This window comes from Streptomyces sp. Je 1-369, assembly GCF_026810505.1.
GTDB lineage: Bacteria > Actinomycetota > Actinomycetes > Streptomycetales > Streptomycetaceae > Streptomyces.
This window is the reverse complement of record NZ_CP101750.1, coordinates 2,763,769-2,788,451: the sequence shown is the minus strand read 5'-3', so window position 1 is coordinate 2,788,451 and position 24,683 is coordinate 2,763,769. Positions and strand designations below refer to the sequence as shown.

Genomic DNA, 24,683 nt, shown 5'->3' with positions numbered 1-24,683 from the left:
CATGACGCACATATCTGAGAACGCGGTGCCGGACACGTCGGTGTGGTCGGGGACCTGGGTCGCCGAGCGGCTCGGGGTCGGCCTCGACGGCGACGAGGCGGACGCGCTGCGCGGCATGCTCGGCCTCGCCCTGCGCCGCAACCCCAAGCGGGCCCACCTCCTGGTGTCGAACGTCCTGGGCAAGCACGTCCCGCAGCTCCCTTCGGTCGTGTACGCGGCCGGGTGCGACCTCGGCGTCCGGGTCCGGCACCTCCTCGGCGACGAGGCGGCCGGCCGCGCCGTCGTCCTCGGCTACGCGGAGACCGCGACGGGCCTCGGTCACGCCGTCGCCGACGGCGTCGCCCTCGCCCCCTACCTGCACTCCACCCGGCGCCCCGTGGACGGCGTCGAGCGCGCGGGCGGCTTCGAGGAGTCCCACTCGCACGCCACCTCGCACCTGCTGCTCCCCGAGGACCCCCGGCTGCTCGCCGGGGAAGGGCCGCTCGTCCTCGTCGACGACGAGTTCTCCACCGGCAACACCGTCCTGAACACCGTCCGCGCCCTCCACGAGCGCTACCCGCGCGAGCGGTACGTCATCGTGGCGCTCGTCGACATGCGCTCCCCCGAGGACCAGGGGCGGCTCGCCGACTTCGCCCGCGAGATCGGCGCGCGCGTCGACCTGGTCGCGGCCGCGTCCGGCACGGTGCGGCTGCCCGACGGAGTCCTGGAGAAGGGGCAGGCGCTGGTCGCCGAGTACGAGGGTCACGAGGGTGCTGCCGCTCTGCCCGTCCCCCAGCCGCGGGGGGAGCGCGGTCCGGTCGACCGCGTCGACCTCGGCTGGCCCGCGGGCGTCCCCGACGGCGGACGGCACGGCTTCACGCCCGCGCACCGGGCGGCCCTCGACGCGGCCCTGCCGGGCATGGCGGCCCGGATCGCGGAGGCCCTGCCCGACAGCGCCCGCCGCGGCCCCGGCCGCGTGCTCGTCCTCGGCTTCGAAGAGCTCATGTACGCCCCACTGGCGCTCGGCGTCGAACTGGAACGGCGTACCGGCGCGGAGGTGCGGTTCTCCACCACGACCCGCTCGCCCGTCCTCGCCGTGGACGACCCCGGCTACGCGATCCGCACCCGCCTCGCCTTCCCCGCGCACGACGAGCCCGCCGACGGGCCCGGCACGCGGTATGCCTACAACGTCGCGGGCGCGGGCTTCGACGCGATCGTCGCCGTCGTGGACTCGGTCGCCGACACGCCCGAACTGCACGCCGACGGGGGGCTGTTGGCGCAGCTGTCCGCACACACCGGACGCGTCCTGCTGGCCGTGGTCCCGTCGTACGTACCCGAGTACGTCCCTGAGCACGTCCCTGAAAGGTCCCGCATGCTTCCCGAGCCGCTCCGTGGCCCCGCCTTCTCCTCGTACGCGCCCGAAGACGTCGGCTGGCTGCTCCAGGACCTCTCGGACGTGACGCTCGAAGCGCCCACGGAGGAACGCGAGGAGGCGATACAGAGCGGTGGCGCGCACTATGCCGAGTCGCTGCCCGTCGAGTACCAGCCGAGCGAGCGCTACCAGGACCTGTTCCGCGCCGCCCTCGACACCTCCGCCGCCCGTATCGCACAGGCCGTCGGAACCGTCACCGAGACCGTGCTCACCGAGCGGTCCCCGCGCCCGGTCCTGGTCTCCCTGGCCCGCGCGGGCACCCCCGTCGGCGTCCTGATGCGCCGCTGGGCCGCCCACCGGCACGGCCTCGACCTGCCGCACTACGCCGTCTCGATCGTCCGAGGCCGCGGCATCGACGCCAACGCCCTGCGCTGGCTCGCCGCCCACCACGACCCGGCCGACGTCGTCTTCGTCGACGGCTGGACCGGCAAGGGCGCGATCACCCGCGAACTGGCCGACGCGGTACGGGAGTTCGAGGAGTCGGGCGGCCCCGTCGGCTTCGTACCCGAGATCGCCGTGCTCGCCGACCCCGGCTCGTGCGTCCGCACCTACGGCACCCGCGAGGACTTCCTCATCCCCTCCGCCTGCCTCAACTCCACGGTGTCCGGGCTGGTCTCGCGTACGGTGCTCCGCGCCGACCTCGTCGGCCCCGACGACTTCCACGGCGGCAAGTTCTACCGCGAACTCGCCGACGCCGACGTGTCCAACCACTTCGTCGACGCGATCGCCGCGCGCTTCGACGAGGTCACCGGGGCGGTGGACGTACGCGTCAAGGAACTGCTCTCGGCCGACCGCGCGCCGACCTGGGAGGGCTGGGCCGCCGTCGAGCGGATCAGCGAGGAGTACGGCATCCACGACGTCAACCTCGTCAAGCCCGGCGTCGGCGAGACGACGCGCGTGCTGCTGCGCCGCGTCCCCTGGAAGATCCTGGCCCGCAAGGGCGCGGGCGCGGACCTCGACCACGTACGTCTGCTCGCCGAGCAGCGAGGCGTGCCGGTGGAAGAGGTCGACGAACTCCCGTACACCTGCGTCGGGTTGATCCACCCCCAGTACACGCGCGGCGCGACGGGCGCGGACGGCAAGGCGGTGGTGTCCCGATGACCGTGACCAGGATCGTCGCCAGCGACCTCGACCGCACCCTCATCTACTCCGCCGCCGCGCTCGGCCTCACCATGCCGGACGCGGCGGCGCCGCGACTGCTCTGCGTCGAGGTGTACGAGGGCAAGCCGCTGTCGTACGTCACCGAGACCGCCGCCGGGCTCCTCGACGAGCTGGCCCGCACGGCCGTCTTCGTGCCGACCACGACGCGTACGCGCGAACAGTACGGACGCATCCATCTGCCCGGCCCCGCGCCGAAGTTCGCGGTCTGCGCCAACGGCGGGCACCTGCTCGTCGACGGCGTCTCCGACCCCGACTGGCAGACGGCGGTCGCCCGCCGTCTCGCCGCGGAGTGCGCGACGCTCGACGAGGTCCGCGCCCACCTCGTGCGCACCGCCGACCCCGCCTGGCTGCTCAAGGAACGCGTCGCCGAGGACCTCTTCGCGTACCTCGTCGTCGAGCGGGCGCTGCTGCCCGAGGCGTGGGTCAAGGAGCTCGCCGTCTGGGCGGAGGAGCGCGGCTGGACGGTCTCGCTGCAGGGCCGCAAGCTGTACGCCGTGCCGAAGCCGCTCACCAAGAGCGCGGCCGTGCGGGAGGTCGCGCGGCGGGCCGGGGCGGAGGAGATCCTCGCCGCGGGCGATTCGCTGCTCGACGCGGATCTGCTGCTCGCGGCGGACCGCTCGTGGCGGCCGGATCACGGGGAGCTCGCGGACACGGGGTTCGTGGCGGCGGGACTCACGGTGTTGCCGGAGCGGGGGATCGCGGCGGGGGAGAAGATCGCCGGGGCGTTCCTGTCGGCGGTGGGGTCCCAGTAACCTGGGCCCATGCCTCGTTATGAGTACCGGTGCCGGTCCTGTGGTGACACGTTCGAGCTGTCGCGCCCGATGGCGGAGTCGGGGGCGCCGGCGTCGTGCCCCGCGGGGCACGAGGACACGGTGAAGCTGTTGTCCACGGTGGCGGTGGGGGGTTCCGCGTCGTCCTCGTCCGCGCCCTCGCCTGCGGCGGGCGGAGGCGGATGCTGTGGGGGCGGTTGCTGCGGCTGAGGTCGTCCTTGGGGGAGGTCTGGGGGGCGCGCGGTCGTGTTCCTCCGCGGGCGCGTCGTGGCTGGTCGCGCAGTTCCCCGCACCCCTAGGTGGTCCGCCCCGGCCTGCGTCTCAGCCGTGGCCCCGTAGCTAGCGGACCACCGTCCCCGGCCCCGCCGACAGCAGGCCCAGCTCCGATCTTGTGGGGGCTCCCTCCCAGTCGCCCCGGGAGGTCACCGCGAACGCGCCCGTGATGATGGCGCGGTCCAGGCGCGTCGTGACGTCCGCGCCGTCGAGCAGCGCCGACAAGTAGCCGGCCACGAACGCGTCGCCCGCGCCCACCGCGTCCACCGCGTGGACCTGCCGTGCGGGGGAGTGCAGCGTGTCGTCGGCGGTGTGGACGGTGGCTCCCCGGGCGCCGAGCTTGACCACGAGTTCGCGGATTCCCTCGGCCAGGAGGGACTTTTCCGGCTCGGTCCCCGAGGACGAGGGCCGGGACGGGAGGCACAGGGGGAGTTCGTCGTCGGAGGCGATGAGTACGTCGACGTACGGGAGCCACCCGCGCAGCTCCTTCGCCGCCTCGTCCGAACTCCACAGGCGCGAGCGGAAGTTGACGTCCAGGCAGACCTGCGTACCGTGCTCACGGGCGAGGTGAAGGGCGCGTCGGCAGGCTTCCGCCGCCGACGGGCCGAGGGCCGGGGTGATGCCGGTGAGGTGGAGGACGCGTGGCGGCCCCGCCGCGAACGCCGCGTCCGCCGCGGCGGGAGTCAGCCGCGAACCGGCCGAGCCCGCGCGGTAGTAGTGCACGCGGGTCACATCGGGCAGTCGCGGCTCGAAGAGCAGCAGACCCGTCGGCGCCGACGCATCCCGCGTGGCGGCGGCGACGTCGACGCCCTCCGCGCGCAGCGTGCGCAGCACCAGCTCGCCGGCCTCGTCGTCGCCGACCGCCCCCGCCCAGCGGACGGCGTGGCCGAGGCGCGACAGGCCGATGGCGACATTGCTCTCGGCCCCGGCGACGGAGACTGCCATGGTCCCGCCCAGCTTGAGGGGTCCGCTGCCGCGCAGGGCGACCATGGTCTCGCCGAGGGTGAGGACGTCCGGGACGTCCGGGACGTCCGGGACGTCCGGGGCGGTGGGGGTGGCAAGGGTGTCGGGGACGGTGTTCATCGGGGCGTCGCCTTCTCCGCCACCCGCACGAACTCCGCCGCCCGCGCGCGCAACGCGTCCAGGTCGCCGCCGTCCGCCGCATCGCCGATCAGCGGTGAGCCGACGCCCACCGCGACCGCTCCGAGCTCCAGGTACGCCTCCGCGGCCACCGCGTCTACGCCGCCGACCGGCACGAACGGGACGTCGGGGAACGGGGCGCGCAACGCCTTGAGATAGGTGGGGCCGCCCATCGCCGACGCGGGGAAGATCTTCAGCGCCGTCACGTTCGCCGCCCGGGCCGCGATGACGTCGGTGGGCGTCAGGACGCCGCCGAGCACTGGGAGGCCCAGGCGGACGGCCTCGTCGACTCCCGCGCCGAGGCCGGGCGTCACGATGAGGTTGGCGCCCGCGTCGGCGGCCCGGCGGGCGTCGTCGGCGCTGAGCACCGTCCCCGCGCCGAGCCACGCGCCCGCGCCCAGCTCGGCCCGCGCCCGCCGCAGCACGCCGAGCGCGTCGGCGCCGCTGAGGGAGACCTCGACGAGGGGGACGCCGGACTCCACGAGCGTCATGACCGTACGGAAAGAGGCGTCGGGGTCGGAGCCGCGCACGATGGCGACGAGGCGCCGCGCCCGGAGAGCCGCGGGGAAGGCCGGGGGAGAGTCGAGCATCTCCCCACATTCGCACAGCCGTTTCAGCCGGACGGATCCGGGTGGCGCGCCTTCCAGTAGGGGGGCGGGCACGTACGCACGCGGCCCTCGGGGCGGGGCCGTCAGGCGCCCTGCCCCCGCTCCTCCCGTATCTGCGCGACCACGCGGGCCACGGTCGTGCGGACCCCCTCGGTCTCGGTCAGGAAGTGCCAGTAGTCGGGGTGGCGGCCCTCCAGGGACGCCACCGCGCGGTCCAGGCGGGCCACGGACTCGTCGAGCGGGCGGGCGTGGCGCTGCTCGGGCGTCTGCCGGCCCGCCATCGCCAGGCGCTGCGCGTCCCGGATCGCGAAGCGGGTGCGCTCGATCTCCTGCTGCGGGTCCTTCGACACCGCGTTGAGCCGCTGGAGGCGGTCGCCGGCCGCGGAGACCGCCTCGTCCGTGGTGTTCAGGAGCGCCCGGACCGTGGAGAGCCGCGAGGTGGCGTCGGGCCAGCGCTGCTCGTCGCGCGCCTGCTGGGCCTCCTTCAGCTTGGACTCGGCCTGGCGCACGTTCTCCGCGGCCTGGTCGGGGACGTGCTGCAGGTCCTGCCAGCACGCGGCGGCGAACCGGCGCCGCAGTTCGCTGAGGACCGGGTCGACCTGGCCCGTACGGGTCGTCAGGGCCTGTGCGCGGGTGCGCAGCGAGACCAGGCGCCGGTCGATCTCGGCGGCCCGCTCGGGGAGCCGCTCGGCCTCGGCGCGCACGGCTTCGGCGTCGCGCAGGACGCGGTCGGCGCGCTGCAGCGTCTCCGGCACGCCGTGGCGGCCCGCGCCCTGGTTGAGCTTGGTCAGTTCGGGGCCGAGGGCCGCGAGGCGGGCGGCGAGGTCGTCGGCCTTGAGGCCGGCCGCCCGCACGGAGTCGAGGGCGTTGCTCGCGGCGAGCAGGGTCTGGCGGGCCCGCTCCACCGCGGGGGCGAGCCGGGCGAGCTGGGTCTCGGCCTTGTCGAGCAGCGGCCCGAGGCCCTGCTGGAAGCGCTCCAGGTCCTGCTTGGCCTTGCCGAGCTCCGTCTTCGCGGCGGTGAGCTCGGTCCTCGCGCGGGCCGCGACGGAGGACTCCAGGTCGTCCCGGTCCAGGTCGTGGGCGTCCACCGCGCTGATGTACTGGCGGCTGACCTCGTCGATGCGGTGCCCGATCGCCTCGAAGTCGGAGACGGCGCGCCGGGCCGCGGGCGAGGAGTCGACGGCGACGATCGTCTCGATGGAGATGCGGAGGTCGCGCTGGGCGGTGTCCAGTTCGTAGAAGGCCGCGGCGGCGGCGTCCTTCGCGGCCTGCGCCTCGGCACGCTGGCTCTCGCCGCGCCCGCCGAACCAGCGCCGGGTGCCGCCGCCCGCGAAGGCGGCCGGGACGGCGAGGGCGAGCAGTGGCAGGGAGACGGTGACGGCGGTGACCAGGGCGAGGGTGCCACGCAGGTGCCCGCGGCGTACGCGCACGCGGGAAGACCGGAAAGCCACAGGGACCACACCCGCCCTGGCCGCCCCAGCTGGCCCGGTTGCCGCCTCGGATCCCGCGTCTGCCGTCTCGGTCGCGCTCCCCACTCCTGCTCTACTGCCCGGTGTGCACGGCTGCGAAGGTGTCGCCGTCACTGTCCCTCTCCCGTGCTGTCATCCGCCCTGCCCGGTGTCACATTCTCCCACCGGTTAAGGACGAATACACGGGCCTGTTAGTTCGCGCTGCGCACGGTGACTTTGCCGTCGGTGCTGTGGACGGAGACGTGGTGGGGGCTGCTGTCGTCCTTGGGCACCGACACGTCGACGGCGCTGTCGGAGGTCTCGGTCCGCACGTCGTACCGGACGCGCTCGCCGTCCTTCGAGCCCGGCACCGCGATGTCGACGGACCCGTCCTTGCTCCGCGTCTCGACACGGTCGGGCACGGAGGCCAGCTCAAGTCGTACGGACCCGTCCTTGGCGTCGACGCCCACGCGCCGGGATGTCACGTCCCGCGCGGTGATGGCCCCATCGGAACTGCGCAGGTCGAGGTCGCCCTCGGCTCCGTCGACGGTGATCGAACCATCGGAGCTGTGCAGGTCGAGCGCGGCGCCGGCGTCCTTGACGGTGACGGAGCCGTCCCACGTACGCACCTTCATCGCATCCCGGAACCCGCCGGCCGTGACCCGGCCGTCCTTGCTCTCGACGTTCACGGCGACTCCGCGGGGCACCTCCACGCGGTGCTTGGCGGAGCAGTTGGCGATGACTCCGGAGCACGACATGTCCAGCTTGAGTCGGTCCCCGTCCATCTCCCACGTCACCTTGGGGTCGCCGCCGAGCATGGTCTCCCCGTCGAACCACCGGGTCACCCGCACGCCCTTGGCGCCCCGGCCCGCCGGGACCAGTTCGAGCGAGGTGTCGCTCGCCTCGACGGTCAGTGTCTTCCCCGCCAGGGCGAACGTCCGGTGCTCCGGCTCGGTGTCGTCGTCGGCATCCGCCCCGCACGCGCCGACGAGCAGGACAACGGCCACGGTTCCGCCGACGGCGGCGAGGGCGCGGGTGGCGCGGGCTGCGCGTGGACGGTGGGTGCGGACGACGCGGGCGACGCGGACGACGGTCATGACGGACTCCCCCAGAAATGATCTTGTTCTCTCCGGCAGACTCTACGGAACAGCCCGCGACGGGGGGATCCAGGCCGCCGCAGAATCCGGGGTGGGGTTAACCCCCGCATGCCGCCTTCCCTCGGGGCGGCGCAAAAGGGGTTTGCGGGGCACTGCCTGCGGCAAGGTAGGCTGTCCACTCGTTCCCGGGCGCGTAGCTCAGGGGTAGAGCGCCTCCCTTACAAGGAGGATGTCGGCGGTTCGAAACCGTCCGCGCCCACCGGGTAGTAAGTAGCAGGTGAGAGCCTGTTTTAGGGCCCCCTAGTCGTGATCGGCTAGGGGGCCCTTTTGAGGTCGGAGTCCACTAAGAGTCCACATCCCCCGTCGATCATGAGACGCGGCACACACTCCACGCTGCTCGATCACCTACTCGTCATCGCCGATGCACTCGACATCCCGCTGCGCGACCTCGTGCAGAGCGGCCTCGGCCGGATCGGGGGAACCGGCCGAGGCCGCGGTCAGGTAGGGATGGCGGGTCAGGTGGCCCGTCCGCCCGCACGCCAGTACGGGCCGTCGAGAATCGCGTTCTGCCTATGCACGATCAAGGCCGTCTGCGCCGGCGTCGCACCGAGGGGTGTACAGACAGGGCAGATGCTGGACCCCGCCGAGCTGCGGATCGTACGCATCGGCGGCCCGTCGTGCTCCGTACAGATCGGACCGCTCGCCAGCGAGCGCCCGTTGTCGCGCGGCGTCTCGCCGCCCGGGTCAGGTTGTGGCGGCAGCTGCTTCGAGCTCGCTCTCGCTCGCCCGGAACTCGTCGAACTCACCCGCGATCACCCCGTCGAAGAACTTACTGATCTCGAGTCGGCTCATGTACAGCACTGGCGACTCCTGGTCCTTGTCGTCGCTGATCGCGACCATGCGCGTCCCGTCCGGGATGCTGTGGTGCGGATGGCCCTTGGCGTCCGGGGCCGCGGCGAGGATCACGCAGTCCTTCAGGATCGGGTCGAGGTCGGTCCGGCCCGCCTTACGCCAGTCGAGGTGGGGCGCAGACCAGTTGTCGAAGGGGATCGTGGTCCTGCCGTTGGTGAGCGTGCCCATGGGGCGTCTCCTTGGGGTAGGTCCTGGCCGGGCCAGGGCTGGGTCACCTGCCGCGTGCGCGGCAGGAGGTTCTGGGGTGGTCAGCCCTGCGGGCCTGACGCGAGCCGGGCCTGAGCGCGCGCCGTTTGCAGCGCCTCGCTCTCCTGCACGACCGGGCACCGGCACGGGCAGTCCGTGATGGGCCCGACGACAAGGTGGGCCCCCTCAATGGCCACTGCCGTCGTCAGCTGGCAGTCGTGCGGCTCGGCGGGCGCCTTCCGCAGCATCGCCCGCAAGCAGGGCGGGCACGGGACGCGAACGCGCGCGCTCACTGCGCACATGGCTGGTAGGGAATGAGGTCGCGCAGGCGGCGGCCGAGCTCCGAGCAGCGCATGGCCAGCACGAGGGGGCTGGGATTGTCGTCACCCACCGTGTCGAGTAGCACGTCGGTGGCGGCATCCACGATCCGCTGGTGTGCGTGGTAGCTCATCGTGCCCTGACCGGCGGTGGCGGCAGCCTGCTCGACGGTCGGGAGGCGTCGGCGTACCTCGTGCCGCAGGCGGAGGTACAGGTCGAGCAACTGCTCCGGGGGCGGCAGGTCCCGGCAGGCGGAGAACGCCGCGCTGAGGAGGTGGTCGACGTATCCGCCAGCTGCACAGTCGCGGCAGGCGCGGGGGTACCAGCTCACGACCGCGCCGAGGCACTTTGCGTCCTGGCGGCCGAGTTCGACGGCGTCGTCGGTCAAGGTGATTACGCAGAACACGCAGTCTTGTCCGCGGACTTGCCCGTCGGACAGGAGCCCTGGTGAGGGCAGCAGAGGCGCCGCGAGGCGGTCGGTGAGCTTCATCGGGAGCCCCCTGGCCGCAGGCTGAGGGCCACGAGCGCGGCCACGGCCGGTACGGAGCACAGGACGCCGGCACTGTGTGGTCGCACTGCCCAGCGCAGGCCGGTCGGTCCGGTGAGGTCGGCGGCGGGCACGCTGAGGAACTGGCCACTGCTGAGCATGGGCGCGATCTCGCCGTAGGCCCACCGGGCGGGCGGGTACGGGGTGATGAGCGCGTGGTACGTGTGCAGGAGGCTGTTGTGGATCACAGGGCCGTGGAGCTCGGCCAGTGCCGCGGTGACCGTGTCGAGGTCGGTCGTCCCGACCGCCGCGTACACGATTCGGCCAGACAGGCACACCGCGCTGAACCGTCGGCCAAGGGGCAACAGCGCGGCTCCGCCCGCCGCCCGTTCCTGATGGGCCTGGTGCGGCTCTGCCTGAGCGCAGGCGAGCCAGTCGATGGCCGCCGGGACACCTCTTGGTGTGGTCATCAGGACACCGCCGCAGGAAGCGTCGGGCCCGAGGAGCCCGCAGCGCACCCACACGTCTTCTTGGGCCGCACCTGGCCGTGCTCGTCACGCACGGACCCGCACTCGACGAGGGTGCGCGTGACTGCGCCACAGTCCCAGCACACCAACCCGTGCAGGCGTGCGATGCTCACCTGCACCACGGATCCGAGGAGTGTCTCCTCGACAGTCGTATCAGTCATCGTGGACCCCTGACCTGTCGGCGTCGATGCACAGATCATGAGCGTTGGAAGAGGCGGTAAGGGCTACACCTTGTATCCCCGAAACTGCTTGTCAGGTGGCGCCGAGCCACCCCACGAAGTTGTCGAGTGACTCTGCGTCCGCCCGTTTCAGCCGACGCAGGGTAGCCGCTGTGTCGCGGGCCCACGGGTGCTCGCGCGTGTGCTGGGGAGCGATAAGCCGGGCCACCTTCAGAGACTCAAAGGCGTCGTCGAACCTGTTGCCCCAGAGTTGGGCGCGCGCCAACTCGATCCAGAATCCCGAGCGTCGTTCGGCCGGCAGATCATCGGACGGAGCCCACTCCCGGGCGATGGAGAAGGCGCGGTGGATGTGGTCGCTGCCAAGGCTCACGGCCACCGACACCTCATGCACCCGTACCGATTCCGGCCCGAATGCTGTCCCCAGGTACGTGCCTTCCGGTACGTCCTCGCTCAGTTGACGTGCTTCTCGCAGGTGTTCATCCGCAGCGTCTGCGTCTCCGGCCCTGCCAGCGATGACGGCGGCTCGCATGTGCAGGGTGCCCCGTGCTGCCGAGGCCTCAGGGTCGGTCGGGGCAGGTGCTGCGTCGACGGCCGCTTCCAGGGCTTTGACGCCTGCTTCATGGGCGCGCGCGATGAAGAAGATCTCGGTTCGTACGTACGCCACCGACGCGGTCAGGAGCGGGTCTTCGGTATGAGGGGCGGCCCACCGCATCAGGTCGATGAGGCGCGCCGAGAGGTCGCGGGCGCCGTACTTGTATGCGACCGCATCGGCGGAGCGGGCGGCGCCGACCACGAGTCGGGCCGCGGCCCGCCGGTCCGGTGCGGTGTGGAAGGCGGCGAGCGCGTCACTTAGGAGAGCCGGGGCGTGCTGCGCGATCTGGCCGTATTGGGCGCCGAGCCGCCAGGTGACGGCGTCGCTTGCTGCGGTGTGCAACTCGTCGAGGCTGCGACGGGGCGGATCAAGGGGGACGTCGTAGCCAGCGATACTCGCCGAGATCCCCGGCAGGGCGCCATGCACGCGGCGCTCGGTACCGGTGAAGGAGGCCAAGAGCCGAGTCGGGTCGACGCCGAGCGCCGCAGCGATCGCTTCGAGAGCGGAGTCACTCGGATGACGCGCGCCCCGCTCGATCCCTTTGATCGTGGCCAGGGACAGGAACGCCTTACGGGCCAGATCGATTTGCCGCATGTGCTTCGTCTTACGGGTGGTGGCGATCCGCCGCCCCACATGATCACCAAATGCGGGCATACTGGCTCCAGTTCGAGGCGTCCACTTCGAACCGTACCCGCGCGGTAACGCGCTGGTGCGCGAACGGCCCCGCCTGCCATTCGCAGGTGGGGCCGTTCTGTTCGCTGATCAGCGCGTGAGCGCTGCCGTGAGATCTGTGAGCGAGTCGACTCGGTAGTCCGCCGCCTCGATCACCCGCGGGTCATCCGCCCACAGATGCCCCCACGGGCCGCGCCGGAGGTGCGCCGTGCGCAGTCCGGCCGTATGCGCGGGCAGCGTGTCGTTCTGCGGGTGGTCCCCCACGTAGAGAACCTCTGCCGCTGGGACGCCAGCCTCTGTGACGAGCCGCTCGAAGAACGCGGGAGCGGGCTTGGCGACACCCCACTCCCCGGACGTCGCGATCAGGTCGGCGGGCAGGTCGAGGCCACGCAGCAGCTCACCGGCGCGCACGGTCTGGTTGCCCGCGATGATGACGCGGGCGCCTTGGTCGCGCAGCGCTGCGAGGGCGGGGCGGACGTCCTCGTACACGTCCGTCTCGTCGAGGTATTCGCCCCGCCCCGCTTCCTCTCGGGCCTGATACGCCGAGGCGATGTCGATGGTGGGGCGGAGGAGGCGGAGCGCCTCGGCGTTGTCCTTTCCTTGGGCGACCACGGCGCCGACGAGTGCTGACACGGTGTGGCGCGGTACGCGGAGCCAGTCGGCCCACGATGCCCAGTAGCGGTCGTCACGGACGAGGGTTTCGCCTACGTCGAATGCGATGGTACGGATCATGCGGCGACCCTAGTTGGGCAAGCCGAGGGCACGACGAAAGGCCCCCTCCCGCCCGAAGGGGCTGTTCTGCGTTCCTTGAGGACCGGGCCGCGACTCGCCGGGTTCCCCACGAGACCCGGGTGGCCCAGCGACCGGCGTGCCCCCCATCTGCTCGACCTGCCGCCCCAGCTGGTCACGCGCCTGATTCGCCGTGCGCAGGTCGTCCGCCATCGCCTGAACCGTTAAGACGATCCAGGCGACAGCAACACCCAGCACGACCGCGCCGAGGACGGCGAAGATGTCGCTGCGGCGCCAGCGGCGTTCCGCGGCCCGGATCTGTCCGCGCGTCATGAGCCCGCCGAAGGCCCGACCACTCACAGGGGGGGGCGGGCCGGTCTACCGGTGGGCTGGTTTTGACGAAGCGGGGAAGTCTCGCTCTATGCACATGACGGAGACATTCGCCGCGACGGTGGCTGCGGTCGCCCCAGTGATTTTGCTCGTGGGTGTCGTGGAGGTGGACCAGAACCGCAAAGCTCTCGGTGCCTCTTTGGCTGCCACCTCGGAGGAGTGTCGCTCCGTACTGGAATCCCTTCCGGCACAGCCAACGAGAGAGCAAGTGGGCGCAGCACGGGCTCGACTTGAAGCCCTGACACTCGAGGCAAGCCAACGGACCACCAGGTCGATGCGCACCTACTTCAAGGCGATTACTTGGATCATTCTTGTGTTCGCGCTCGTCGTAGCTGAGAGTTTGTCGCTTGGTTGGCTCGCTAAGCCAGAACACGAGCCCGCTACGGGCCAGGCCATCTACTGCTTGATCACCCTTATCGTCGGCATGTACGGGATGGCCACTCCCCCCATGATCCGTCTACTCCGGGCTCCGCTGCAGCCGCTAGACGCACGAGTACGCGAGGTGCGGCGGTTGGAGCGGCTGGAGCAGGAGTTGTCAGCGAGGCCAGACCAGTGAGGTGACGAAGGCCCGCACGGGGCGGGCCTGTTGTTTCCGGGCGTGCCGGATCTGCGGGCTCTGTGTGGAGGATGATCGGCGAGAATGCAATCCCGGCTCTCTGTAGACAGTGAAGCGGCTTGGCTCGACTGTCTCTCATCGGATAAGTGGCGTCAGTCAAGGGACCGATCAAGAGATCACGAGTAGTACCAGCCACATGGTGGCGGCGAGTGACGGCAGTACATAGACGAGCATGGCAGTGGTGCCAATGCCTCGGGGTGCACAAGCAGCGGTCGTTTCTGCATAGTCAGGAACCGCGCTCTTGATGCGGCATTGGAGGGCGGCAGCGTACATGCGGTGGCGGTTCCCGACATATACCCAGATGACCGTGAGCGCGACGCCGAACGCCGCGATCACCCGGGCGGGCTGGGTTCCGTTGCCCGCAGTCAGGATCGTGCTGTAGGCCACCGCCAGTAAGGACTGCGCGACGAGGAAGAGGTTGCCCTGCTGGTAGCGGACGTTGTCCTCGTGCAGTCCGTGTTGCCAGAGCCGGTCGGCGGCTGCGTGGTCAACGTCTCCCATGTCTTCCCATTTCCCTCACGCGCGGAGGTCTCGCTGCTAGTTCCCTGTGCACGGGACGGAGCCGCACACCCGGGCAGTGCCAGATCTCCCTCACGCGCCTGCGACGCTGAGTGCAACGACGCTTAGGGCCGGCCGGGGTGACAACGGCAGAGGCTGCGGCCTCGGGCGAATGCGCGACGACCGTGGGGTGAGCACTCGGGGGATATCAGCCCAGGGGTCACGATACTGAGGCGCCTGTTAAGCGAGCGACTGTTGATAAAAGCGATATGCCCGAGGCATTCCCCAACTGCCACTGCTTACCTAATTCTTATTTCCCATTCGCCTCGGGCTCATCTCGCTCACCAATGGCGGATTGTTATTCGCGTAAGCTTGCGAATGTCCTATCCAATCGAACTTGCCGCATTGTTGAGGATTTGATGATAGGCCTCGGTGCGGTCGATCATGCAAACGGGAAGGAGGTGACGAATGAAACGACCGTGGCACCCTAGCGGGATGTTGATCATCGAAGTGCTCGGACTGTTCGTGTCGATCACCGCGTGCGTGGGGACGTATCTGCGGTAAGTGGCGCGTGTGAGAAATTTGAACGGAGGGCTCGATTCTGGGGGGTGAGGCCCCTGGGGTCGAGTCCCTTCTGTGCCGCGGTCTCGCGTGGCGCTGATTTAGCTAAATCGTACCCGCTTGACAGTTAATTACAAAGCTCCACAGAAAACGATCCTTTTCGATCATGCTGGCGCGGCACCGCATTACTCGGATGCGGGGGCGGCACGGAGTCATCAGGCGCCGGAGGGGGGCGAGGCGTCCGCACAAGCATGATCACGCTGGTGATGGCGCCGCACAGACCTCCAAGCGCGGAGATCAACCCTGTCACGGCTGCGAGTACCTCCGGGGTGCCAGTCGCGTCCCCGCTCATGCTTGGCGGTGTGGGTGAAGCTGAGGCGCCGGGTTGGGGCCTGGAGGCAGATGGGGATGCGGTGGTGGGCGCTGGCGTGGGGGCGGTCCCGGCCGTGCTGGTGGGCTGCGTTGGGCCTGGGTCATCACCGTGCGTCGGCGACCGTGCGACCCGGAGTAAGCCGGGGCGGTAGGCGCGGGCGGAGTGGAGGGGGGCATCGGGGCAGTCGTGGTCTCAGATGGGGCGGCCCATAGCGCCAGCCCCAGAATTGCGATCCCCGCGGTCAGGGCGACGGCTGAGTAGATCGCTAAGCAACGTATACGACGCTTTCTCTGCGGTGCCTTTTCTGCGACGGCCCCCCGATGATGCGATTTCCGCATTGCCACACGAGCCCATGGTCGAACCGGTGGTTTCCTGTGTGCGTCCGCATTCGATTTTCGCCTCAGGGTGAGCCAGCACCCTTCGATGCCTCCAAGGGCGTCATCGTCCTTTCGGGCTCCCTCAGCTACGCACACGCCCGTCTCGGTGCTGCCCCGCGTACCCACCCAGCGAAGGAGCGGGCAGGCGATCAAGCATGGCGCGCGTAGGGCGCTGAACAACCCACGGCAGATCCCCAGCAAGAGCTGCGGTTGCAAGCGGTGCATTGAGGAGTATTCAGCCGACGAGCACGGCGACCGCCGACCGCGGCGCGACTGCATCGGTTCGTGACAGGCACGTTTCCGCGATCCGACAGGAAAGCAGAAGTCGAAGAACTTCCCGAGGACGGCGGCAAGGCCGCGGCCGAAGCATCCCTCGACAAGACCCGCACGGCCGTACGCGAATGGCAGTGCCGCGGCCCCGAGCGCGGCAAGGTCACCCTGGGGAAGTGGATCAGTATCAACCCGGCCGCTCATCTCCTGGCACCGCAACGAACATCACGAAGCACCCGGACTACCTGCGGCTCCCGATCGAGAAGGAGGATGTCGGCGGTTCGAAACCGTCCGCGCCCACCGGGTTGAACAGACAGCGGAGCCCCTCACCAGTCATGGTGAGGGGCTCCGCTGCGATCGGTCGGGAGAGCTCCGGAACGGTTCCGGGAGAGTTCCGGAAGATCGATCAAGCGGGTAGCTCGAATGGGCTAATCGGTTGGTGAGGCGCCAGATCCGGTGGATCGCCTCAGGCGCGCCGCTGAAGGGCCTTCGGAGCGCACTCCGCGTACGTTCCGTCACTTTCCTGGTTGCGGTGTGCCGCGACGCGGCGCGCGATGGAGGGGAAGCGTGCGTCTGCCGTGGCGAGTAACGACATCGCCCGTCGCGCGCTCCGAGGGAGTGATCACCCATGACGCAGGGCGAAGGCTTCACCAACCCCGACGGGCTCACGGGTCTGACGGCCTACGACCGGACCGGCGAGAAGATCGGCAGCGTCGAGCAGGTCTATCTCGACGACCGCAGCGGCCGCCCCGAGTGGGTCACCGTCAAGACCGGACTCTTCGGCATGAAGCAGAGCTTCGTCCCGCTCGCCGGAGCCCGTCGCCAGGACGACCAGCTGCACGTGGCGACGACCAAGGAAGCAGTGAAGGACGCCCCCCGGATCGACGCCGACCAGCACATCGAGCCGGGCGAGGAGCACGAGCTCTACGCCCATTACGGGCTGACCCGGCCCGAGGCGACCACTCGCGGTGCGGCCGGTGGCGCGCCGGCTGCCGGTATGCGCGGCCGTGAGGGCATGCGCGACCGTGAGGGCATGGCCGGTGCGGGCGCGGGCGCCGGTATGGCCGGAGCGGGTGCCGCGAGCCGCTCCATGGGACGTGACGACACCAGGTCCGACGAGATGATCCGCTCCGAGGAGCGGCTGCGGGTCGGCACGGAGGAGGAAGTGGTCGGGCAGGCCCGGCTGCGCAAGGTCGTCGTCACGGAGGACGTGAAGACGTCCGTGCCGCTCTCGCACGAGGAGGTCCGCGTCGTCCGCGAGCCCATCCGCGAGGGCGACGGCACGCGCGCGAACATCGGCGAGGCCGAGGCCGAGGTGACCCTGCACGCCGAGAAGGCGGTCGTCCGCAAGGAGTCCGTGCCGGTCGAGCGCGTGCGGCTGGAGACCGAGAAGGTCACCGAGACGGAAGAGGTCTCGGACACGGTGCGCAAGGAGCAGATCGAGTACGACCGCGCCAAGGGCGAGCGCGGCGCGAAGGGCGAGGGCTGGCGTGACCGGAAGCAGGGCCCGCGCCACTGACGTGGTCTGCCCCCCGAGGGCAGGGCAACGCTGCTGCGGTGCCGGTGCGAAGGCCCCCGCCGATCTCGGCGGGGGCCTTCGCCTGTCCCGTGGCGGCCGCGTGGCGGCCGCATTGTGGGTGTGTGGGCGGCTGCGTTACGGGGTCAGGGGCGGGTCAGCGGCCGGATCCCGGGTGCGTTCTGCGGTACCTGCGGTCCCAGCGTTCCTGGCGCTCCTTGCGGATGCGGTAGTCGCGGTACGTCTTCGGGTAGCCGCCACCGCCACCTGAGCTGCCGCCGCCTGCGCCCATGCCTCCGCTGCTGTTCGCGGCGCCGCTGCCCGGACTGCTCTTCTTGGACGCGGAGCCGCCCTCGTAGAAGCGCACCAGGTAGAAGGCGAGTGCCGCCGCGGCGAGCCAGAGCAGTGGCTGGCTGAAGCCCAGGCCGAAGAGGGCCAGGATCGCGACGACTATCAGGACGTTCAAGGCTGCACCTCCGTGGCTCGAAGGGGGCTCTCGTGCGTGGCTGATAGCGAGTCAACGCCCGCCTCCTGCGGCTGTCAATGCCTAGGAGGAGAGGGAGTCGTCCGGCTTCTCGTGGGCGTGCTTGAGTGCGGCGCGCGCGGCGACGTTGTCCGGTCCCGTGACCTGTTCCCAGTACTCGTGGCACGTCACGAAGACCGACAACTCCCGCTCCTTGGCGCGTAGTTCCTCCACCTCGGCCTGCTCTTCCGGGGTCCATCCGGGGGACGCGGGGCGTTCCGTTCTGCGCCAGCCGGTGGAGTCGCTGAACCCGTCGTGGGGCTCCACCGACCAGGGCAGACGTTTGAGCAGCGCCAGGAGCACGGAGCGGACCTGGTGCAGTTCCTCCTGGCCGGCGAGGAGGTCGCTCGGGAAGTCATGGGGGGCTGGGGTGGCAGGCACACCGTAATGGTACTCCTGTTCGAATTACGTGTGCGAGTGAAGCGTGCGAACGATCGAGCCGACTTCTCCGGGTACGGGAACGAGCCGCGGTGGCAAGCTGGAGACATGTGCCGAAGCATCAAGACGCTCCGCCCGCCCGCGATCCCCGAGGACGCCACCGAGGAGGAGATCCGCGCGGCCGCGCTCCAGTACGTCCGCAAGGTCTCCGGCTTCCGCGCGCCCGCCGCCCACAACCGCGAGGTGTTCGACCACGCGGTGGACGCGGTCACGAAGGCGACGGCGGAGCTGCTGGCGGGCTTGGAGGTACGAGGGACTGCGGCGACTGCGTCGACTGCGGCGAGGGTGTCGTAGCGCCGTAGCGCCGTAGCGCCGAGCGCCGCGAGCCGGTGGCGGGCAGCGCTGAAACGCCGCCCTGGCCGGCTTTCGGTGGTCCGTCAGCCGGGTGTCGTCGTCGGCTTCGGGCGGCGTACCAGGAAGGCCGCCCCCGCGCCCGCCGCGAACAGCGCCAGCAGCGAGACGCCCGTCGCCAGCCACGTCGCGCCGAGCCACTGTGCGCCGAAGTAGCCGAGGGCGACGCTGTAGCCGGCCCAGGCCACGCCCGCCAGGACGGACCACGGGAGGAACTCGCGCACCCTGCGGTGGGCCGCGCCCGCGCCGAGGGAGACGATCGATCGGCCGGCCGGTGCGAAGCGGGCGATGACGACCAGGACGCCACCGCCCCGCGCGAGCGCCGTGCCGAGGCGTTCCTGCGCGGTGGTCAGCCGCCGGGAACGGGCGATCGCGCGGTCGAGCCGTTCGCCGCCGCGCCAGGCGAGCCGGAAGGCGACCATGTCGCCGAGCACGGACGCGGTGGCCGCGCAGAGGGTGAGCATCATGATGTCGGGCACGGCGTGCGGGACCTGCCCCGCCGCCCCTGTCCCCGCCGCCGCGGCCGCGGTCGCCGACATGATGACGATGACCCCGCTCGGCAGGACGGGTACGAAGACGTCGAACAGGACGGACAGGGCCACGACCGCGTAAATCCACGGACTGCCGGTCAACGCCCCCACAACTTCAAGCACCGTAACTCCCCGTTACTCCCCGATCGGCAGCGCGTTGCCGCTGTTGTCGCGGAGAACGGCAGGGGCGGCCTTGGTGACAGCTGTACAGCGTACGCCGCATGCGGGGCGTAGAGATCCACTGGGGCTTAGATGTTCCCTACATCACGTTCACCCGGCTGCCTCCCCCGATGCGGCGTACGTACGGCGACGGCGCCCCCTTCCCCGTACGTAGTGCGTACGAGGGAGAGAGCGCCGTCAGGTGAGCCGGAGCGTGCGGCGCGGGTCAGGCCGTCGGGCCGTCAGGCCGCGACCGGCGTGCGCTTCGCGTCCGCGTCCTCCTTGTCGCCGCTCTCGCTCCGTGAGGCGAAGAGCCGGTCGAGGCCGAGTGCACCGGATCCGGTGAAGACGAAGAGCAGCATCGCCCAGCAGAAGATCGCCGCGCTCTCGCCGCCGTTCTCCATGGGCCACAGGGCCTCGGGCTGGTGGACCTTGAAGTACGCGTAGGCCATCGAGCCGGAGGAGATGAACGCGGCGGCGCGGGTGCCGAGGCCCAGCAGGACCAGGATGCCGCCGACGAGCTGGATGACGGCCGCGTACCAGCCGGGCCACGTGCCGACGTCGATCGTGCCGCCGCCCGCGGCGCCGCCGAGGACGCCGAAGAGGGACGCGGCGCCGTGGCAGGCGAAGAGCAGGCCGATCACTATGCGGAACAGGCCGAGGGCGTAGGGCTGGGCGTTGTTGAGACGTCCAGTCATGGTGGGGGACTCCTTCGGTTGGGGGACGGTAACCGAGCGGAGGCCCAAGATTAGGGCAACCTAATTAGTGCTTGCAAGTTCAACATTCGGTCATTCGGAAGTTCCGCTTCGGTTCGCTCGGGGCGCGGACCGGGTGACCGCGGCCTTGACTGCGCATCAGGTGGTAGGCCGCACACCCCCTGCCCCCGCCGCGCCGAACCCCACGCGTTACGAAAGCCGCGTCTCCTCCGCCGTCTCGAGCCGCACGCCCCCACCCCGCACCGCCCGCGCCTGATCCAGCCGCAGCCGGGCCGAACGGCCGCGCAGCGTCAGGGTCATGAGCTGGTTGCCGAACCAGGGCCCGCCCGTCCTGCGCCAGTCGATGCCCGCCTGCGACACCTTGGCGTGCCGGGCGAACCGCCGTCCGAGGCTGCGCCCCACCCGGCTCCAGCCGAAGCGGAACCCGAGCCTGATCGACGCGGGGATGGAGTTGTGGACGGGGGAGCAGGTCAGCTGGAGCACCCGCGCGTCGGGTCCCGCGCCCGCGGGCCAGCTCGGCTCGGCGACGTAGGCGTGGTGGACGTCGCCGGAGAGCACGCACACCGTCGCGGGAGCCCCCGGGCCCGAGCCCGCCTCCGCGATCAGTTCGGTGAGCGCTTCGAAGGAGGCGGGGAAGGCGGCCCAGTGTTCCAGGTCGGAGCGTCGGCGCAGGTTCTCCCCGAACCGGGCCCAGCGCTCGCCGCGCTCACCGCGGCACAGCGCGGCGTTCCACCCCTCGGCGTCATGGATGAGGTGGGGGAGCAGCCAGGGCAGCGAGGTGCCGATGAGGAGATGGTCGTACGACCCCGGATCCGCGAGGGCCTGTTCGCGCACCCACTCCGCCTCGGCGGCGTCGAGCATCGCGCGCTCGCCCTCCGCGAGGACGCGGGCCGCGCGGGTGTCCACCATCAGCAGCCGGACCCGCCCGAAGTCCCGCCGGTAGCTCCAGCGGGCGGCACCCGCGTCCGCGTCGGCCGCGGCGGCGAAGGCGCGCAGCACGTCCGTGCCGTCCGGGGCCGCGCACACGGAGGCGTAGAGCTTGTCGTGGGCCAGTTCGTCGGGCGGCAGATTGCCGAGGTGCTGGTGGACCCAGTACGACATGAGGCCGCTCAGGATGCGCTCGCGCCACCAGGGCGTGGCCCGCATCTCGGCGACCCAGGCGGCGCTGGTGTTCCAATCGTCGACGAGATCGTGGTCGTCGAAGATCATGTTGCTGGGGACGGTCGACAGGAGCCAGCGCACCTCGGGGTCGAGCCAGGACTCGTAATAGAGGTGCGTGTACTCCTCGTAGTCCGCGACCTGCATGCCCGGCGCCTCGGTGAGGTCGCGGCGGGCGGCGAGCCAGCGCTGGGTGGCCTTGGAGGTCTGGTCCGCGTACACCTGATCGCCCAGGAGCAGCAGGACGTCCGGGCGTTCGGCGTCCGGGTCGGCGGCGATGCGGGCGGCGAGCGTGTCCAGCGCGTCGGGCCCCACGGGGTCGTGCTCACCGGACGGCGGGGCGGCCCACCGGCAGGAGCCGAACGTGACCCGCAGCTCCGCGTCGCCCTCGCCGCCGCTGCCCTCGCTGTCGTTGCCCTCACCGCCGTTGCCGGGGCGCGGGGGCGTGCGGATGGTGCTCGCGGGGAAGGGCGAATCGGGCAGCGGCCATACGGCGGCCTCCGCGCCGTCGCCGAGCCGCACCTCGTACGCCGTCTCCGTGCCCGGTGTCAGTCCGGTGACCGGGACGAGCGCGTAGTGGTGACCGGCGATCTGGAAGGTACGCGCCGTACCGCCCGCGCCGTCCGCGCACCGCACCTCGGCGGTGCAGGGCCGGTCGGACTCGACCCAGACGGTCGCCGTGGAACCGTCGACGTACCTCAGCAGTGGACCCAGGCGCAGCCGTGCCACAGATGATCACCCTCCTCCGTCGCCCCGTACGGTACGGAACGACGGGGGAGGGCGGGCCGGTTCCGCGAGAACGATTCAGCAGCCGTTGAGGATCGAGGAGAGCTTGCTCTTCTCCTCGGTGTTCACGCTCAGCTTGTAGTGGTGCTTCACGTCCACCCACATGCGGGCGTAGTAGCAGTGGTACGAGGCGGTGGGCGGCATCCACTCGGCCGGGTCCTTGTCGCCCTTCGCCTGGTTCACGTTGTCGGTCACGGCGATCAGCTGCGGCCGGGTCAGATCGTTGGCGAAGCCCTGTCGCTGCGCGGTGGTCCAGCTGTTCGCGCCGGACTTCCAGGCCTCGGAGAGCGGCACGACGTGGTCGATGTCGAGGTCGGACGCGACGGTCCAGGTCGCGCCGTCGTAGGCGGACTTCCAGGTGCCGGAGGTGGCGGCGCAGCTGGAGTCCTGCTCGACGTTCGTGCCGTCGCGCTTGAGGACGACCTCGCGGGTGTTGCAGGCCCCGGACTGCGTCTTCCAGTGCGGGAACTTGTCGCGGCTGTAGCCGTCGGAGGAGCCCTCGGCCTTGACGGTGAGGCCGCCGAGGTAGGTCCGGGCGGTGGCGGCGCTGACCGGGGCCGGAGGAGCGGCCTGGGCGGGGGTGCCGGTGACGAGGGTGGCGGCGGCGGCCAGGGCGACGGCTGCGGCGGCGAAGGCGGCGCGGGTGCGGCGGACGGGCCGGATGCGCCGGATGTGCTGGGTGTGCTGGGTGTGCTGGGTGTTCCGGATGTGCTGGGTGCTTCGACGCGCGTAGACAGCGGACATGCGAACTCCCTTGATGTGGGGGGTGATTGACCGGAGGGGCGGCCAGAGTCGCGGGTGGGGGTTACGGATGGATGTGCGTCTAGTGACAGGGTCGCGTCAAAGAGGTGCCGACTTCAAGGGTTCTGGCGCGGCGTCAAGTGCATTGGGCGGGAGGGAAGTTGCATTCCCGTGCATTCCCCGTGTGTTTCCGCGCGGTCCGTGATCCAGGTCACTCCGGCGCGGACCGAAAGTCCCTGGTCGCGACCCGTGCGCCGTCCCGTAGGATGGACGGCGCAGAAGGGGAGTAGCTCTTCGCCGGACCGTCGACATACTGCTCAGCTCGTCTGAGCCGGCGCCCGGAGGCAGGCCCCACGGGGCAGGCCAGCGAGACCTTCGGCAAGCAGTGCAGACGTACGCGACGAGCTCATGGCGCGTACGTCGTGACGTCCACACCCGTGTACGTCCAGACGTCCACACCCGTGTGCGTCCGTGTGCGCTGCCGTGCCGAGGTGTCGTACGCGAAATGGTGGAACACTCTCGGTGGGGCGGCCCCGACCGATTGAGGAACCCTTGATCAGCTTCAGCGTGATGGCGCTCGTCTTCGGCGTCGTCTTCCTGGCCGAACTGCCGGACAAGACGGCACTGGCCGGTCTCGTCCTCGGCACGCGCTACCGCGCCTCCTATGTCTTCGCCGGTGTCGCCGCCGCCTTCACCGTCCACGTGGTGCTCGCCGTCGCGGCGGGCAGCGTCCTGACCCTGCTCCCGCAGCAGCTGGTCCACGCACTGACCGGCGTCCTCTTCCTGGCCGGTGCCGCGATGCTGCTGCTCAAGGGCGGCGACGACGAGGAAGACATCAAGCAGCCCGAGAACCAGAGCTTCTGGAAGGTGTCCGGCGCGGGCTTCATGCTCATCCTGGTCGCCGAGTTCGGCGATCTGACGCAGATCATGACCGCGAACCTCGCCGCCCGTTACAACGACCCGCTCTCCGTGGGCCTCGGCGCGGTGCTCGCGCTGTGGGCGGTCGCCGGGCTCGGCATCGTCGGCGGCAAGGCGCTGATGAAGCGGGTGCCGCTGGCGCTCATCACGAAGATCGCGGCGCTGCTGATGCTGGGGCTCGGGGTGTGGAGCCTTTACGAGGCGATTGCTGGGTGACGTCTCGGGCGGCGTCCCGGGTGAGGTCCCGGGTGACGTCCCGGGTGGCGTTCCGAGTGATGTCCCCCGGGGGCGCCGGGCGTGCCGGGCGTATCAGGTGTGTCGGGCGTAGCGGGGCGTGTCGAGTCGGGTCGGCGGCCTGGTTGGCAGTCGTCCTATTTGGGACGCTTGGGCGGTGTGACCTGCGGCGTTGGCTTTTGTGGCCCGCTTTTTGTACCGTGCAGGAACAAAGTGGCTCCGCCCGTACTCCCTGACCGGCGGGCGGGGCCGCCTTGATCTTCCGCCGCCTCTGCGTTCTGGAGCATCCCGATGACGGCCACGGCCACGACCGCCGACCCTGTCGCACCCGTCCTGACCGCCCGGGCCGTCCTCCTCGACATGGACGGCACCCTCGTCAACTCCGACGCCGTCGTCGAACGCTGCTGGCAGCGCTGGTCCGCGCGGCACGGCCTCGACTTCGACGAGGTCATCAAGGTCGTCCACGGACGGCAGGGCTACGCGTCCATGGCGGTGCTGCTGCCCGAGCGGTCCATGGAGGAGAACTACGCGGAGAACCGCGAGATGCTCGCCGCCGAGACCGCCGACATGGAGGGCGTCGTCCCGGTGCCGGGCGCTCCCGCGTTCCTGGCGTCGCTGACCGCCCTGCGCCTGCCGCACGCGCTCGTGACCTCCGCCGACGTGCCGCTGTCCACCGGACGGATGGCCGCGGCCGGGCTCGCCCTGCCGGACGTACGGGTGACCGCTGAGAGCGTCGGCGCGAGCAAGCCGGACCCCGAGGGCTTCCTCAAGGGCGCGGCCGCGCTCGGCTTCGACCCGGCGGACTGCATCGTCTTCGAGGACTCCGAGGCGGGGATACGGGCGGGGCAGGCGGCCGGTATGCGCGTCGTGGGCGTGGGCCCGCGCGCCGCGCGGTTCGGTCCCACGGTGCACGTCGAGGACCTGACGGCGGTGGGGGTCGCCGATGCGGGTGACGGGTCGATACGGCTGACGTTCTGACGGTCCGGCGTTCTGACGGTCTGACGTTTCGGCGTTCTGA

At 70.8% G+C, this 24,683-nt stretch carries 24 protein-coding genes and 1 tRNA gene; 8 read left to right on the top strand and 17 right to left on the bottom strand.

All coding sequences use genetic code 11. The features are described from left to right. Position 1: 1 nt before the first annotated feature. Genes NOO62_RS12735 through NOO62_RS12725 form a run of 3 tightly spaced genes read left to right on the top strand, consistent with a single transcriptional unit; the run spans position 2 to position 3,552 of the window. Positions 2-2,512 (top strand): phosphoribosyltransferase, encoded by a 2,511-nt coding sequence (locus NOO62_RS12735; RefSeq protein ID WP_268771003.1) that lies wholly within the window; start codon positions 2-4, stop codon positions 2,510-2,512. Next, positions 2,509-3,324 carry an HAD family hydrolase gene (locus NOO62_RS12730; RefSeq protein WP_268771002.1) on the top strand — a complete coding sequence of 272 codons (816 nt, stop codon included), beginning with the start codon at positions 2,509-2,511 and terminating at the stop codon, positions 3,322-3,324. Before NOO62_RS12735 ends, NOO62_RS12730 begins: the two co-directional genes overlap by 4 nt. Positions 3,325-3,333: 9 nt before the next feature. Then, positions 3,334-3,552 (top strand): FmdB family zinc ribbon protein, encoded by a 219-nt coding sequence (locus NOO62_RS12725; RefSeq protein ID WP_268771001.1) that lies wholly within the window; start codon positions 3,334-3,336, stop codon positions 3,550-3,552. 129 nt (positions 3,553-3,681) lie between these two features. Here the strand turns inward: NOO62_RS12725 and NOO62_RS12720 are convergent, their stop codons facing one another. The 4 genes from NOO62_RS12720 to NOO62_RS12705 form a co-directional block, all read right to left on the bottom strand. Further along, positions 3,682-4,698 carry a sugar kinase gene (locus tag NOO62_RS12720; protein ID WP_268771000.1) on the bottom strand — a complete coding sequence of 339 codons (1,017 nt, stop codon included), beginning with the start codon at positions 4,696-4,698 and terminating at the stop codon, positions 3,682-3,684. Continuing rightward, positions 4,695-5,345: a bifunctional 4-hydroxy-2-oxoglutarate aldolase/2-dehydro-3-deoxy-phosphogluconate aldolase gene (locus tag NOO62_RS12715; RefSeq protein WP_268770999.1), complete on the bottom strand. Its 651-nt coding sequence runs from the start codon at positions 5,343-5,345 to the stop codon at positions 4,695-4,697. The genes NOO62_RS12720 and NOO62_RS12715 overlap by 4 nt, the downstream gene beginning before the upstream one ends. Positions 5,346-5,446: 101 nt before the next feature. Continuing rightward, the gene (locus NOO62_RS12710) at positions 5,447-6,946 is read right to left on the bottom strand and encodes a hypothetical protein (protein ID WP_414930814.1); all 1,500 of its coding nucleotides are present in this window, start codon (positions 6,944-6,946) and stop codon (positions 5,447-5,449) included. A gap of 77 nt (positions 6,947-7,023) precedes the next feature. After that, entirely contained in the window at positions 7,024-7,908 is an 885-nt protein-coding gene (locus NOO62_RS12705; protein WP_268770998.1) for a DUF4097 family beta strand repeat-containing protein, read from the bottom strand. Between the two features lie 187 nt (positions 7,909-8,095). Here NOO62_RS12705 and NOO62_RS12700 point away from each other — a divergent pair. After that, a tRNA-Val gene (locus tag NOO62_RS12700) sits at positions 8,096-8,167 on the top strand. Between the two features lie 485 nt (positions 8,168-8,652). Here the strand turns inward: NOO62_RS12700 and NOO62_RS12695 are convergent. The 7 genes from NOO62_RS12695 to NOO62_RS12665 all read right to left on the bottom strand — a co-directional run bounded on the left by NOO62_RS12695 (position 8,653) and on the right by NOO62_RS12665 (position 14,017). Further along, positions 8,653-8,988 (bottom strand): DUF397 domain-containing protein, encoded by a 336-nt coding sequence (locus NOO62_RS12695; RefSeq protein WP_268770997.1) that lies wholly within the window; start codon positions 8,986-8,988, stop codon positions 8,653-8,655. A 307-nt stretch (positions 8,989-9,295) separates the two neighbouring features. Further along, complete coding sequence (locus NOO62_RS12690) at positions 9,296-9,712, bottom strand: DUF6415 family natural product biosynthesis protein (protein WP_268770996.1); 417 nt, start codon at positions 9,710-9,712, stop codon at positions 9,296-9,298. 98 nt (positions 9,713-9,810) lie between these two features. After that, entirely contained in the window at positions 9,811-10,281 is a 471-nt protein-coding gene (locus NOO62_RS12685; protein ID WP_268770995.1) for a hypothetical protein, read from the bottom strand. Next, on the bottom strand, positions 10,281-10,499 hold the full coding sequence (locus NOO62_RS12680) for a hypothetical protein (RefSeq protein ID WP_268770994.1): 219 nt from the start codon (positions 10,497-10,499) through the stop codon (positions 10,281-10,283). Before NOO62_RS12680 ends, NOO62_RS12685 begins: the two co-directional genes overlap by 1 nt. Positions 10,500-10,590: 91 nt before the next feature. Then, positions 10,591-11,763, bottom strand: coding sequence for a helix-turn-helix domain-containing protein (locus NOO62_RS12675; RefSeq protein WP_268770993.1), 1,173 nt, complete (start codon positions 11,761-11,763; stop codon positions 10,591-10,593). 108 nt (positions 11,764-11,871) lie between these two features. Beyond that, on the bottom strand, positions 11,872-12,513 hold the full coding sequence (locus NOO62_RS12670) for an HAD family hydrolase (RefSeq protein ID WP_268770992.1): 642 nt from the start codon (positions 12,511-12,513) through the stop codon (positions 11,872-11,874). Between the two features lie 1,111 nt (positions 12,514-13,624). Then, a complete protein-coding gene (locus tag NOO62_RS12665) occupies positions 13,625-14,017 on the bottom strand; it encodes a hypothetical protein (protein ID WP_268770991.1) in 393 nt (130 codons plus the stop codon). A 2,206-nt stretch (positions 14,018-16,223) separates the two neighbouring features. Between NOO62_RS12665 and NOO62_RS12660 the strand changes: the two genes are divergently transcribed. Further along, entirely contained in the window at positions 16,224-17,114 is an 891-nt protein-coding gene (locus NOO62_RS12660) for a PRC and DUF2382 domain-containing protein (RefSeq protein ID WP_268770990.1), read from the top strand. A 154-nt stretch (positions 17,115-17,268) separates the two neighbouring features. Here NOO62_RS12660 and NOO62_RS12655 read toward each other — a convergent pair whose 3' ends face one another. Beyond that, entirely contained in the window at positions 17,269-17,577 is a 309-nt protein-coding gene (locus NOO62_RS12655; RefSeq protein ID WP_268770989.1) for a hypothetical protein, read from the bottom strand. Between the two features lie 81 nt (positions 17,578-17,658). After that, positions 17,659-18,015: a hypothetical protein gene (locus NOO62_RS12650; protein WP_268770988.1), complete on the bottom strand. Its 357-nt coding sequence runs from the start codon at positions 18,013-18,015 to the stop codon at positions 17,659-17,661. Between the two features lie 105 nt (positions 18,016-18,120). Here NOO62_RS12650 and NOO62_RS12645 point away from each other — a divergent pair, with 105 nt between their 5' ends. Next, on the top strand, positions 18,121-18,366 hold the full coding sequence (locus NOO62_RS12645; RefSeq protein WP_268770987.1) for a DUF2277 domain-containing protein: 246 nt from the start codon (positions 18,121-18,123) through the stop codon (positions 18,364-18,366). 83 nt (positions 18,367-18,449) lie between these two features. On the opposite strand, the gene NOO62_RS12640 is transcribed toward NOO62_RS12645, so the two are convergent. The 4 genes from NOO62_RS12640 to NOO62_RS12625 all read right to left on the bottom strand — a co-directional run bounded on the left by NOO62_RS12640 (position 18,450) and on the right by NOO62_RS12625 (position 22,516). Next, positions 18,450-19,076, bottom strand: a complete 627-nt coding sequence (locus tag NOO62_RS12640) for a DedA family protein (protein ID WP_268770986.1) — start codon at positions 19,074-19,076, stop codon at positions 18,450-18,452. Between the two features lie 278 nt (positions 19,077-19,354). Next, the gene (locus NOO62_RS12635; RefSeq protein WP_268770985.1) at positions 19,355-19,810 is read right to left on the bottom strand and encodes a DoxX family protein; all 456 of its coding nucleotides are present in this window, start codon (positions 19,808-19,810) and stop codon (positions 19,355-19,357) included. A 207-nt stretch (positions 19,811-20,017) separates the two neighbouring features. Beyond that, a complete protein-coding gene (locus NOO62_RS12630) occupies positions 20,018-21,715 on the bottom strand; it encodes an alkaline phosphatase D family protein (RefSeq protein WP_268770984.1) in 1,698 nt (565 codons plus the stop codon). 75 nt (positions 21,716-21,790) lie between these two features. Beyond that, complete coding sequence (locus tag NOO62_RS12625) at positions 21,791-22,516, bottom strand: HNH endonuclease family protein (RefSeq protein WP_268770983.1); 726 nt, start codon at positions 22,514-22,516, stop codon at positions 21,791-21,793. Positions 22,517-23,065: 549 nt separating this feature from the next. Here NOO62_RS12625 and NOO62_RS12620 point away from each other — a divergent pair. Both NOO62_RS12620 and NOO62_RS12615 read left to right on the top strand, forming a co-directional pair. Further along, positions 23,066-23,647, top strand: coding sequence for a TMEM165/GDT1 family protein (locus NOO62_RS12620; protein ID WP_268770982.1), 582 nt, complete (start codon positions 23,066-23,068; stop codon positions 23,645-23,647). A gap of 309 nt (positions 23,648-23,956) precedes the next feature. Continuing rightward, positions 23,957-24,643 carry an HAD-IA family hydrolase gene (locus NOO62_RS12615; protein ID WP_268770981.1) on the top strand — a complete coding sequence of 229 codons (687 nt, stop codon included), beginning with the start codon at positions 23,957-23,959 and terminating at the stop codon, positions 24,641-24,643. The last annotated feature ends 40 nt before the right edge of the window (positions 24,644-24,683 follow it).

What these genes read in the sequence shown, in the direction of transcription:
- NOO62_RS12735 (WP_268771003.1), top strand. Translation starts at nt 2, where the DNA reads ATGACGCACATATCTGAGAACGCGGTGCCGGACACGTCGGTGTGGTCG.
- NOO62_RS12730 (WP_268771002.1), top strand. Translation starts at nt 2,509, where the DNA reads ATGACCGTGACCAGGATCGTCGCCAGCGACCTCGACCGCACCCTCATC.
- NOO62_RS12725 (WP_268771001.1), top strand. Translation starts at nt 3,334, where the DNA reads ATGCCTCGTTATGAGTACCGGTGCCGGTCCTGTGGTGACACGTTCGAG.
- NOO62_RS12720 (WP_268771000.1), bottom strand. Translation starts at nt 4,698, where the DNA reads ATGAACACCGTCCCCGACACCCTTGCCACCCCCACCGCCCCGGACGTC.
- NOO62_RS12715 (WP_268770999.1), bottom strand. Translation starts at nt 5,345, where the DNA reads ATGCTCGACTCTCCCCCGGCCTTCCCCGCGGCTCTCCGGGCGCGGCGC.
- NOO62_RS12705 (WP_268770998.1), bottom strand. Translation starts at nt 7,908, where the DNA reads ATGACCGTCGTCCGCGTCGCCCGCGTCGTCCGCACCCACCGTCCACGC.
- NOO62_RS12695 (WP_268770997.1), bottom strand. Translation starts at nt 8,988, where the DNA reads ATGGGCACGCTCACCAACGGCAGGACCACGATCCCCTTCGACAACTGG.
- NOO62_RS12685 (WP_268770995.1), bottom strand. Translation starts at nt 10,281, where the DNA reads ATGACCACACCAAGAGGTGTCCCGGCGGCCATCGACTGGCTCGCCTGC.
- NOO62_RS12680 (WP_268770994.1), bottom strand. Translation starts at nt 10,499, where the DNA reads ATGACTGATACGACTGTCGAGGAGACACTCCTCGGATCCGTGGTGCAG.
- NOO62_RS12675 (WP_268770993.1), bottom strand. Translation starts at nt 11,763, where the DNA reads ATGCCCGCATTTGGTGATCATGTGGGGCGGCGGATCGCCACCACCCGT.
- NOO62_RS12670 (WP_268770992.1), bottom strand. Translation starts at nt 12,513, where the DNA reads ATGATCCGTACCATCGCATTCGACGTAGGCGAAACCCTCGTCCGTGAC.
- NOO62_RS12665 (WP_268770991.1), bottom strand. Translation starts at nt 14,017, where the DNA reads ATGGGAGACGTTGACCACGCAGCCGCCGACCGGCTCTGGCAACACGGA.
- NOO62_RS12660 (WP_268770990.1), top strand. Translation starts at nt 16,224, where the DNA reads ATGACGCAGGGCGAAGGCTTCACCAACCCCGACGGGCTCACGGGTCTG.
- NOO62_RS12645 (WP_268770987.1), top strand. Translation starts at nt 18,121, where the DNA reads ATGTGCCGAAGCATCAAGACGCTCCGCCCGCCCGCGATCCCCGAGGAC.
- NOO62_RS12635 (WP_268770985.1), bottom strand. Translation starts at nt 19,810, where the DNA reads ATGACTGGACGTCTCAACAACGCCCAGCCCTACGCCCTCGGCCTGTTC.
- NOO62_RS12625 (WP_268770983.1), bottom strand. Translation starts at nt 22,516, where the DNA reads ATGTCCGCTGTCTACGCGCGTCGAAGCACCCAGCACATCCGGAACACC.
- NOO62_RS12615 (WP_268770981.1), top strand. Translation starts at nt 23,957, where the DNA reads ATGACGGCCACGGCCACGACCGCCGACCCTGTCGCACCCGTCCTGACC.